This is a genomic window from Ekhidna sp. (genome assembly GCF_039940915.1).
Lineage (GTDB): Bacteria > Bacteroidota > Bacteroidia > Cytophagales > Cyclobacteriaceae > Ekhidna.
Map to the genome: position 1 here is coordinate 963,511 of NZ_JBDVFO010000003.1, position 11,380 is coordinate 974,890.

The 11,380-nt window shown below is 42.9% G+C and carries 9 protein-coding genes; 3 read left to right on the plus strand and 6 right to left on the minus strand.

The window, feature by feature from the left end:
- Positions 1 to 60: 60 nt before the first annotated feature.
- Together ABJF57_RS19180 and ABJF57_RS19185 are read left to right on the plus strand one after the other, a co-directional pair.
- Positions 61 to 696 carry an HAD family hydrolase gene (locus tag ABJF57_RS19180; protein WP_462233002.1) on the plus strand — a complete coding sequence of 212 codons (636 nt, stop codon included), beginning with the start codon at positions 61 to 63 and terminating at the stop codon, positions 694 to 696.
- Positions 689 to 1,909, plus strand: coding sequence for a site-2 protease family protein (locus tag ABJF57_RS19185; protein WP_462233004.1), 1,221 nt, complete (start codon positions 689 to 691; stop codon positions 1,907 to 1,909). Before ABJF57_RS19180 ends, ABJF57_RS19185 begins: the two co-directional genes overlap by 8 nt.
- Here the strand turns inward: ABJF57_RS19185 and ABJF57_RS19190 are convergent.
- The 6 genes from ABJF57_RS19190 to ABJF57_RS19215 are packed head-to-tail and all read right to left on the minus strand — an operon-like array spanning position 1,906 to position 9,239.
- Positions 1,906 to 2,205: a rhodanese-like domain-containing protein gene (locus tag ABJF57_RS19190; protein ID WP_462233006.1), complete on the minus strand. Its 300-nt coding sequence runs from the start codon at positions 2,203 to 2,205 to the stop codon at positions 1,906 to 1,908. The genes ABJF57_RS19185 and ABJF57_RS19190 overlap by 4 nt on opposite strands.
- Positions 2,202 to 4,037, minus strand: coding sequence for a T9SS type A sorting domain-containing protein (locus ABJF57_RS19195; RefSeq protein WP_462233008.1), 1,836 nt, complete (start codon positions 4,035 to 4,037; stop codon positions 2,202 to 2,204). The genes ABJF57_RS19190 and ABJF57_RS19195 overlap by 4 nt, the downstream gene beginning before the upstream one ends.
- Complete coding sequence (locus tag ABJF57_RS19200) at positions 4,034 to 4,882, minus strand: PASTA domain-containing protein (protein WP_462233010.1); 849 nt, start codon at positions 4,880 to 4,882, stop codon at positions 4,034 to 4,036. The genes ABJF57_RS19195 and ABJF57_RS19200 overlap by 4 nt, the downstream gene beginning before the upstream one ends.
- Before the next feature lie 33 nt (positions 4,883 to 4,915).
- Positions 4,916 to 7,921 carry a choice-of-anchor J domain-containing protein gene (locus tag ABJF57_RS19205; protein WP_462233012.1) on the minus strand — a complete coding sequence of 1,002 codons (3,006 nt, stop codon included), beginning with the start codon at positions 7,919 to 7,921 and terminating at the stop codon, positions 4,916 to 4,918.
- Entirely contained in the window at positions 7,863 to 8,141 is a 279-nt protein-coding gene (locus ABJF57_RS19210; protein WP_462233014.1) for a NifU family protein, read from the minus strand. The genes ABJF57_RS19205 and ABJF57_RS19210 overlap by 59 nt, the downstream gene beginning before the upstream one ends.
- A gap of 3 nt (positions 8,142 to 8,144) precedes the next feature.
- Positions 8,145 to 9,239, minus strand: a complete 1,095-nt coding sequence (locus ABJF57_RS19215) for an Mrp/NBP35 family ATP-binding protein (protein WP_462233016.1) — start codon at positions 9,237 to 9,239, stop codon at positions 8,145 to 8,147.
- 107 nt (positions 9,240 to 9,346) lie between these two features.
- Here ABJF57_RS19215 and dnaG point away from each other — a divergent pair, with 107 nt between their 5' ends.
- The gene (dnaG, locus tag ABJF57_RS19220) at positions 9,347 to 11,380 is read left to right on the plus strand and encodes a DNA primase (RefSeq protein WP_462233018.1); all 2,034 of its coding nucleotides are present in this window, start codon (positions 9,347 to 9,349) and stop codon (positions 11,378 to 11,380) included.

An 11,380-nucleotide genomic window follows, 5' to 3' on the forward strand; every position in this document is an offset into this window, starting at 1 on the left:
TTACAACAGACTTTTAAAAGGGAGCGCAATATTACATATTTGCGATTTAATAGCCAACGAATGTCTGACCTACTGCAAGGCGTAGATGCCATAATTTTTGATTTCGGAAATGTTCTCATCGATTTAGATTACCCAAGAGTAATACGGAGGTTTTCGGAAGTAGCCAAAAAAAATACCGAAGAGATAGAAGAGATGGTGGTGACTGCCCCTGTGCTTCAGCAATTTGAACGCGGCATGATTGGCCCGGAAGAATTTAGAGCAGAGATCAATAAGCTGTTGGGTACCAACATGGGAGAGCGCCAGTTCGAGGATATTTGGAACAGCATGCTGAAGTCCATAACCAACGAGCGGATGAATAAAGTCTTGAAAATTGGTGAGAAATATGATACTTACATCCTCTCCAATACCAATATCATCCATGAGATCGCATACGAGGAGATGATTATGGAGGAAACAGGTCGTCCAAGCCTCCGTGATTTTGTGAAGGAGGTTTACTATTCACATGAAATAGGTCTTCGCAAACCGAACCTCAATTGCTACGAACATGTTATAGACGAGATAGACAATTATGCATCACGTATGCTTTTCCTTGATGACCGACTAGACAATGTTGAAGCTGCAAAAAAAGCAGGAATGAAAGCAGTACAAATTTTTGACGCAGATAGACAGCTAAACGAAATATTCGGGCTTGGATAAAAATTTAAAGACCAAACTCATACAACTGGGTTTATTTATTGTTACCCTCATCACCACCACATTTGCTGGAGCAGAGTGGACATTGGGTAAGTTTTTAATTGGTGGGATGACATGGGATGATTTTCAATTCGGATTGAATTTCTCGATTCCATTCTTGTTCATTCTTACCGTCCATGAGTTCGGACACTACTTCACTGCCCGTTATCACAAAATCAACGTAACACTGCCGTACTATATTCCGATGTGGTTTGGCTTTATAGGAATGGCCTCTTTGGGAACAATGGGCGCATTCATTCGAATTAAGGAAAGCATCATTAGCCGCGTCAAGTACTTCGATGTAGGTGTTTCAGGACCCATTGCTGGTTTTGTGGTTGCCGTTATCTTGCTGATTTATGGTTTTCAAAGCTTACCCGACACCGAATACATCTTTGAGGTGCATCCTGAATATGAAGTGTTTGGGGAAAATTTTGAAGAAAGAATGCAGGGGCTGGACACTGTGATTCTAAAGAAAGACCTGAACCCGGATCGGATGGCTTATGAGACGCTGAGTGACACCATCCATACAGGCAGGGTTGGGGCAGTCTTTTTTGGCGACAATATCTTGATGAATCTGGGTAGAAAATACTTAGCTCCAAATGATCGGTACATTCCTAGTTCACGTGAACTCATGCATTATCCAGTCCTCTTAGCAGCCTATCTCGCTTTCTTTTTCACAGCGCTAAACCTGTTGCCTATCGGTCAGTTGGATGGCGGTCACGTGTTGTTCGGATTGGTAGGACCAAAGAACCATGCCATCGTCTCTCGCATCTTATTTACAGCGTTTATGTTTTACGCTGGACTTGGATGGGTTACGACGACCGATTTATTGAATACTTCCCTGGAAGGGATAGGAAATTTCCTCATCAGCATTGCGGTGTATCTGATGGTTGTTTATTTGAGTGCGTATAGTGTTTTTAAGGAAAAAAGAGATCGATTACTCTATGCTACAGTGATGTTTACCGTGCAGTTTTTTGTTGCATCCATCTTCAAAGTAGAAGGGTATACCGGCTGGTTACTTTTCTCCATATTGATTGGCAGATTCATTGGTGTGGATCACCCACCAGTGGTAGACAATAGTCCGCTTTCCTCAGGAAGAAAAGTGCTGGGCTGGATAGCACTCGTTATTTTTATCTTATGCTTCAGCCCTGAACCATTGGTGGTAGAAGGTCTTTAAAGCTCCAGGTAAGCAGTGATTCCACCTTCCATGTTTCTGACATTGGTGAACCCTTGGGAATTAAGAAATTTTTTGGCCCTTCCTGACCGTCCACCAGACTTGCAGTGAACAATCAATTCTTCATGCTTCATGTGTTCGATCTCTGAAAGCCTTCCAGGTAAATCTCCCAGCGGAATCAACTGAGCTCCAATGTTCTGCTCCTCGTGCTCCCATTCTTCTCGGACATCTACAAAATGGAATTTCTCTCCACTATCCAGGCGAGATTTTACTTCGGCGCAAGTGATATCTTCGTTCATTTCTTAATGATTTTTAGCGTTTGATCACCTTCTTTTCGGTGAATTGTAAGCAAATATAATCCTGCCTTCAGATTTGAAAAATCATGAACCTTTGTTGCGGCCTCCTGTATCCAGCTTTTACCTGAGAAATCAATCACGGATATGGATTGGTAAGATCCTTCGATGCGAATGGGACCATCCGTGGGATTGGGATATGCCTTAACCGTCAATTCCTTTTCTCCTGCTCTCAAAACAATATCGCCCACATCTGCAAAGACTGGCCGGATCATTAGCGCACCGCGCAAACGTTCATTCTGTTCCCACAATCCTGTTTTGTTTTCATAAATGTATTGGGCAGCTTCGGGATTACTCGCGTCGAAACCTATACCAATGTATTCATTTTTACTTTGTTCATAGCCAAGGTAAAAAGTGTCAGAAAGGATGAGCGGCCTGAGAAATTCGTAACGTGTAAACTCATCAATCTTGGTCGCATTGACTATCGTGATGTCTTGCGTTTTGATGGGATCGTCAGCCAGGTTCTTGTATATCTGCAATTGCAAAACACTACCGCCACTCAGCGGATCGATGTTCGGAAAATGGATATCAACATGTGTAAGCGTATCCTTTTGTTCCAGCCAAAATTGCATCGCCACTTTCGCTCCATTGATATTGGTGCCTACTGCATACTCTGCCGTACCATCATCAAAGGCGTAGTAGTTGTGAAGTAGATATTCACTCCTTATCGTATCGTTGATTTTAAGATCGATGGATGTTCCATCTAAAAAGTCATCATCCGAGCTTTCTAGATAAACTTCAGACATCAGCCAAATGGAATCTTGGTTGGGTATTGCCGACAGGTCTAAGCCTCCCAAGTCAATGAATCGCTCCACAGATACCTTAACCGGATTGGGGTTATTGAAGAGTGGATCTTCTGAGCCATATTCTACAGAGTCGATTCGACTACCATCATTTTGATTTCGGATGACCAGGATGTATTCCGTGGGCTGGAGCTGTACATCCAGATTGAATGCTTGTACTCGCTGACTACTGCTGAAGGCAGATTCGTTTGCCTTAAACTGATGCGCTGGCATTGTTTTAAATGGAGCCAAGGGCGAGGTTAGCTGTCCCGTCAGGCCTCTGTCCAGGTAATAGTAATTGTCGTTTTGACGATTTTCATTGAGGTAAATCCAATCCACGTGCCAGGCGTCGAATGGACCATCTTTATCCCCAAAAGATTGAAATCGAAAAACAAATTTTTGTGTGAGAAATGGACCAGTTACATCGACTATCTCCTGCGTAAATATCGAATCTTGATTGGACTGAAGATTTTCACCATCCACAGACCAAACGGTTCTCCACTGATCAGTTGGATTATAGAATTGAAGCCTGAGCGAATCACCAGCATCCGGTATTTCTACATTGCCACCTGCCTGCCAATAGAATGAAAATACGACGTTGGCTTTCCCTTGCAAATCGATGGTGTCAGAGACAAGTTCATCCGCAAGCCCAATGTCTGAACCAGCATGGAAAGCACCATTTGCGTCCAAACCGTCAAATGTAGCGACCTTATAGGTAGGAGGATTGACAGCCATCGTCGCATTTATAAAGACGTTTTTACTCAATTCGTAGTTCCATTGGGATGTTGTATCCGTCCCCCAAATGCGTATGCTATCAGGGGAGTCTGTAGTGATCGAAAAGTCATCCCAAAAGGGGAGCGTAGCAGGATCTACCGTCGCAGTTTGTGAAACCCTTCCCTTTACAATATTTTGTGATTTTTGAATAGGCTTGATGATCAACTGAGCAACGCCAAGCTGAGCAATTAATAACAATATGACAATGAATAACTTTCTCATTGATCATCTAGAATAGTCGAGGTATTGCTGATGGAATCTGGCTTATAAATCCAAATATCTATGGGGTCACCTATTTTAACCCTTCGCTCGGAAGGAGGGTATTGCTGCTGCACAGTACCAGGAGCAATGGTTCTGTACTCCAGCATGTCATTGCCTAAGGAATCCACCGCAGCAAAGCCAGCCAATGATTTATCCGTAGCTCTGATTTTTCCAATCCTTAACCCAGAACCCAATATGGCAAATTCTGCTTCTTCTTGTTCCAGGCCTATAAGGTTGGGAGATTGAAAAATGGTATTTCCGTATCCATTACCTGCGATGAGATCGATTACGGATCCTTTTTCAATGCGCTCACCTTCCAGTACTACTCTGCCATCCATTCGAGCTTCAAGCACAATAAAAAAATCATCCGGGACAAAGGAAATTTCCCCAAATATTAGATCATAAGATTTCAAAGTCATTAAAGCACTTTTGATTGAGAGATCTTCCACTTTAGGCATTCGTACCTTTGGTGGACTTTCTGCATTCAGAGTAACGTAAATTTTTCTATTTTCTTTCACTTTCGTATTGGGTACCGGAACTTGTCTCAATACGGCTAGCGGAGGGTACTCGGGAGAATAGCTGGAATCAGCGGTCACTTCAAACCTTAGACTTCTTTTGTTTAAAAAGCCATCTAGTTCATCAACTGTCATCCCTTTGATATCAGGAACAGTGATGGTTTCGCCATGATTGGTGGTAATGGGTAGCCAGATGTAAAATACAATAATGACGATAAGAAGCGAAGCTCCGATAAGCACACCAAGGTGTATTAAATAATCTTTTAAGCTGGTTGGTTTTCGAAATGACATAACACTTTTAAATCAAGGGATAAACCTAAACAATTAGCGACTAATAAACAGTTTTTGCGTGCTCTTGAATTGACGCCCAATGATATTTAGAAAGTATAATCCTTCCTGTCCAGGTGCCTTATATTCAAGAATTTGATTGAAAGCATTTTCTACTTGTTCCTCGAAAACAATCCTACCACTCATGTCTATGAGTCTGACAGTGACTGATTCCTTCGAAGGAAGATTTAATCCCACATTGAATCTTTCAGTTGCGGGATTAGGGTATGTCCTCACAACGTCTTGATAGGTTGGTGGATCATTGCTCCGAATAGTGATGTCATCAATGTATAAGTCATTCCCGTTTCCATTTGTGAAGACGAATGCAATCCTGATATTGTCCTCGGCATTTATTTGCGCAAGATCAAGCTCGAATTCCTTCCAATCCTCATTGGCAAGTGGAACCCATTTTACATTTGTTTCTGTCATCGCCAACGAATCAGAATCGGCATCTAGCAGTACAACCGAATAGCTGTTGCCACAGTCCCTGGAAGCCAATACCCTTAACCGGTCCGTTTTACCCACGCGTGATGCATAGGAAGTACGAAAGAAAAGCCCTGCGCTATCCAGTCTTCCGGTGTTTAGTGCTGGGCTTACAAACCAGGATTCATTACCTATGGAAATTGCGTCAAAAGCATTGGCACGCAGAATGCCATTATTCGAAAGGGATGCTCTTTGCCAAATACTTGTATTCGTAGGAGATGTATTGATCCAACTATCCGCAGATTCAAAATCTATTACCAAGGGGTATTCGTCTTCCTCCGTATTTTTTTGGACAAGCGTGGTAATGGTATTTTGAGCTATTACCGTGTCTTCTTGCTGATTCACCTCCAGTACTTCTACTATTATATCATTTAAGTTGTTGGGTGTTGGAATTTCAATGGTAATGGTTCTGGAATCATTGAGCGGAATAGTGATGCCTTCCACCTCTTCAACGCTAGTGACTCCATTGGTTTGGTATTCCAGCTTTAATGCCTCGATAACTCGTGAGCCAGCATTTTTTACTAGTAAAGAAACACTGGAAGTGTCTGCGCAGATAACGCTGGGTGCATCTATCTCGGTCAGGCTGGCATTAAACGGTGCTCTATTGCTTACATCTATGGATATTTCATCCAGAAACAGGTTGTTCCCACCTCCACTGTAGGCAACAAAGGCAAGCACCACTTCGCTTCCATATGCATTTGTGAGTTGGTTTTTAGGGATGATTAGCTTTTCTTCATTCCAGTCCATAAAATTCGCAGGCAAAAATTCACTATCAGAAATGTCACCGACGGTGGCTAGCTGAGGTCCAAAAGCTGAGAACAAATCAAGACTCGCAAATGTATTCCCACAGTCGTAACTGTATTTTACCTCAAACCCATCATAGAACGAGTTTTGTCGGTAAGCGTAAGCATAGCTAAAGGATAACTCTACATCATCGAAACCTGAAAGGTCCAGAGGCGGGGTAAGTAAAACTTCGGTGCCGGTTGAGGAGGTATTATTGTAGGCGTTAAAAACCAATGCTTTATTGGTGGATACTTCTTTTGGAGCCTCGGCTATTTTCCATGTATTGTTCAGGGAAATCTCACCCAAGAGGATTGAGTTGTTCTCTAGATTATCTTCAAAAGGTAGGCTCATCGAGCTCGGTGCAGAGATTTTGAGAGATATAGCATCATTGGCGGGATTGCCATCCGTTGTGCCATTCACATTACTTATTTGGAAAGAAATAGTAGCTGAGCTGGATACTGATTGCATGCCGAAAGTGACCATGTTTTCCGCCAGTGGTTCTAAGGGCTGGGAGATGCTTTGAGGCCCACCGATAGGAGTGCCATCAATCAACAATTGAACGTCATATGTGGTAATCTCATTCGTACCATGGTTGGCAACTTTAAGTTCTGGAACGAAGGCAGATGCACATCCCACATGCTGCGGACTTCTGATCTCTGTAGCTGCTAAATCATTGAGAAACCTAACCGGTTCATTCAGGCCAGGGGACGACACCAGAGAGATTCGGTTCTGTGCATTATCCATTACAGTACGCATACGCGTTTTTTGCCCCACCGTAAAAAGATTCATACATATATCGTCTGTATAATCCATGTAATTCTGGAACATCTCAGGTTCACCTTCAACGCAAACTTGTGTATCATCAGGGTTAGGAAATGTACATGGCGATGTGTAATCTCCATTATCCGTATTGGCCAGCGGGGTATCACTTACAAAATCATCCACAGAGCAATTACCGTCTCCCCAAATGTGCCTCAAGCCCATGTAGTGACCTACCTCGTGTGTAAGAGTTCTTCCGAAGCTATCGAATGTAGGAGTAGAAAGGTTGACTCCAAAGTATTGAAAATCAACAATGACTCCATCAAAAATACTGTCTTGTGTGTCGTTGATTATGCCCTGCAGCGAGATCACGGGAAACGAGGCATAGCCGATAAACGATTGCAGGTCGGTTACATAAATGTTTAGGTAATTCGCTGGAGGCCAATAACTTTCTGAGCGCAGGAGTTGCCTATCTGTATTGGCACGATAAACGTCCTTGGTTCCTCTTAAGCGTACGATTCCATTCGTTGGGTTGCCAGATGGATCTTGCTTAGCCAAAACGAATTCAATTTCTACATCAGCAGCTACCGGTAGAAATTCTGAAGGTGTGTTGCTGGCATCTGCATTTCTTCGTCTGAAATCTGCACTCAGCGAGTCAATTTGAGCCTTGATCCGATCATCTGATAGGTTTACACCTGTACCTACCGGTTCACCTTGGTGAAAGACATGAACGACTACTGGTATTTGATAGAGGGTGGCTTGGGTGTTGTTAGCCCTGGCACTACGTTCAGTTATTTTGGTGCTTATCCAATTCTCAAATGCTCCGGTAGAAGGAGCAACGGTACCACACCTGTTTTGAGCAGTTAGGTTGGATGAAAGGAATGTAATAAATATTAGAAGGCCAACGCGCATGGCTTCATCAGTTTGCAAACGGAAGTTTAGCGTTTGGATCGTCTGGTGAAGTAACGTTGACTGCATGCACACTTTTAATTTCAGGGACCTCACGTTTTATTGCTTCCTCAACACCAGCCTTAAGTGTCATGGTAGACATAGGGCAGGAGCCACAGTTGCCCATCAGTTCCAGTACAACATTCATTTGATCATCTACCTCCAAAACTTTCACATCTCCACCATCAGCTTCCAGGTATGGGCGGATGTTGTTTAAAGCTTTTTCTACTCTTTCTTCTAGTTCTGACATATGCTAAACGGTCACTTCTACTTTTTTAGTCTCTACTTGCGAAGCATTTCTAATGGCCACCTGCTGAGCTACGCTTTCTGCAAGTTGCTTAAATGCATCGGATACTTCTCCTTCCTTCATTGCGACAGGATATCCATTGTCCCCACTTTCTCTGATGGACTGCACAATAGGGATGTGTCCCAATAGGTCTACATCATTATTTTCTGCAAGGCTTTTCCCGCCACCTTCTCCAAAGATAAAGTATTTATTATCAGGGAGTTCCTCAGGAGTAAACCATGCCATGTTTTCTATCAATCCAAGAATAGGGACGTTAATCTGAGGTTGTTTAAACATTGAAATACCTTTCTGGGCATCTGCCAGTGCTACTTTCTGTGGTGTCGTCACTACCAATGCGCCTGTCACGGGTACAGCTTGCACTAAAGTCAGGTGAATGTCACTTGTGCCCGGAGGTAGATCGATTAATAGGTAGTCCAAATCTCCCCACTTTGCGTCGGTAATGAACTGTCTCAGCGCCGAGCTGGCCATAGGACCTCTCCAAACAACCGCATCCTCGCTGTTGGTCAGGAAGCCAATGGAAAGCAGCTTTACACCGTACTGCTGTATTGGGACGATCTTATTTTTACCATCTTCCTGTACAATGCCAGGTTGCTCGAATTCACAATTAAACATTGTGGGAATGGATGGGCCATAGATGTCCGCATCAATTATTCCTACGTCTGCACCGGATCTTGCCAATGCAACTGCAAGGTTAGAAGCTACCGTAGACTTACCTACACCACCTTTTCCAGATGATACAGCAATGATGTTTTTAACACCTGGCAATACCGGACCATCGTCGCGTTTGGTCGTCACATTTGAGGTCATGTTGATGATGAGCTTCACTTCATCACCTAAATGCTTGTGAATCTTTTCCTCACAATCCTTCTTGATCACCTCTTTTAAGGGACATGCCGGAGTAGTTAATACCACGTCAAATGCGGCTTTAACCCCATCGATGTGAATGTTTTGGATCATGCCCAGTGATACTAAATCTTTTTTTAGATCAGGATCTATGACTTCACTGAGCGCTTTTAGTAGGTTTTCTTTCGTCAATTCCATTCGTGCTGCAAGTTAAGATTTCTCCTGCATTATTTTCTTCACATTCAATGTTCAAACCAACAATTATTCAGATCAGTTCGATCTCATCGGATTGGGAGTAAATTAGTTTGAGTAGAGTCGCTAACTGGGCTGAAAGCGCCTGGAACAGTTGGTTTAGAAAAGACTGTCATCATCGCTCATTTCTTGGTAATTTTGCCATTCCATTTTTATTTATGATCCATCCCTCAACCATTGATGAAATAAAAAATCGAATCGACATTGTCGAGGTGGTAGGGGATTTTGTAACGCTGAAAAGGTCAGGATCAAGCTACAAGGCGCTAAGCCCGTTCAGCAACGAAAAAACACCTTCCTTTTATGTAGTCCCTTCCAAAGGGATTTTCAAAGACTTTAGCTCGGGAAAGGGCGGTGACGCCATCACATTCGTGATGGAAGTAGATGGGCTTAGTTATGTGGAGGCACTGAAATACCTTGCTGGAAAGTACGGTATTGAAATTGTCGAGGAAAAGCAGTCTGATGAAGCCTTAATTGCCCAAAACAAACGCGAAAGTCTATTTATCGTATTGAACTTCGCAAAGGAATACTTTGAAGATGTTCTGCATAATTCTGAGGAAGGTAAGTCGATTGGGCTGTCATACTTCAAGGAGCGTGACTTTACCGATGAGACCGTAAAGAAGTTTGAGCTTGGCTATTCCAAGGAATTGTGGGACGGGCTGCTGAATGAAGCAGTAAACAAAGGCTATAAGAAAGAGTTGTTGTCCGAAGCTGGGCTAATCGTAGATAAGGACAACAAAACGTATGATCGTTTTCGGAGCAGGGTCATGTTTCCCATTCACAATGTGTCAGGCAAGACCATTGCTTTTGGTGGGAGAAAGCTTTCCAGCACAGATAAGTCGGCCAAATACATCAACAGCCCGGAGACCGAGCTTTATTTCAAGAGCAAGGTTCTGTACGGAATGTACCAGGGTAAGAACGCCATTCGGAAAGACGACAATTGCTACCTGGTAGAAGGATACACCGATGTGATTTCCATGCATCAAGCCGGTATAGAAAATGTCGTTTCTTCTTCGGGAACAGCACTTACCGAAGATCAGGTAAAGTTAATTCGCCGGTATAGCGAAAATGTGACGGTAATTTTTGATGGCGACCAAGCCGGCATCAAAGCTTCCATGCGAGGCATTGATTTGTTGCTCGAAGGAGATTTGAATGTACGTGCGGTAGCCCTTCCTGATGGAGAAGATCCTGATAGTTATGCAAGACAACTGGGCGCGGCTGGTTTTAGAGATTATGTAGCTGAAGAGTCACAGGACATTATCCGTTTCAAGACAAAAGTCTTACTGGACGAAACCGGGAATGATCCTGTTAAGAAAGCGGGTGTAATCAAGGATATCGTTTCTAGCATTACCAAAATAAATGATCCGGTAAAGCGCACGGTATACATCAAAGAATGCAGTGACCTTTTGGGTATCGCCGAATCTGTACTTATTTCGGAGCAGAATAAAATACTCATCGAGAATCGAAAAGGACAGAAAAAGGATGATCCCCCTATGCCGCTGGAGATGCCGCCTTTTCCGATGGAACAGGATGAATTGGTGGATAGCCTCGACATCAGTAAAATCATTGAATTTCAAGAAAGAGAGAGCGTACGCGTATTGGTTAATTATGGGAAGAATAAAATCCAGACACGCGAACTACAGGATCAGTACTTAATCGACTATTTTCTAAACGAGGCGGACGAAATTCAGTTTACGAATGAGACGTATCGAAAAATAGTAGAAGTTTTTCAAAAGAAATTGCGGGAAGGAGAGGTGATTGATGGAGAGTTTTTGTTAAATCACGAGGACGAAGATGTGAGGAAGACGGTCATTGACCTCAGCGCCGAAAAGTATGAGATAAGTCAAAATTGGAGTGAAAAGTATCAGATTCATGTACCTCGCGAGATCGAATTTCTAAAAGATGTCACATATAGTAATGTACTGCGATTGAAGTTTAGAATTGTACAGCAACTGATTCAGGAAGAAACAGAAAAACTGAAGCATACAACAAATGAAGTTGAGGTGGATGAACTTTTGGATGATATAAATGAGTTGAAGAAAGTATCGGTGGAGATCGCCAAAATATTAGGAAACGTATTAGTAGGATAA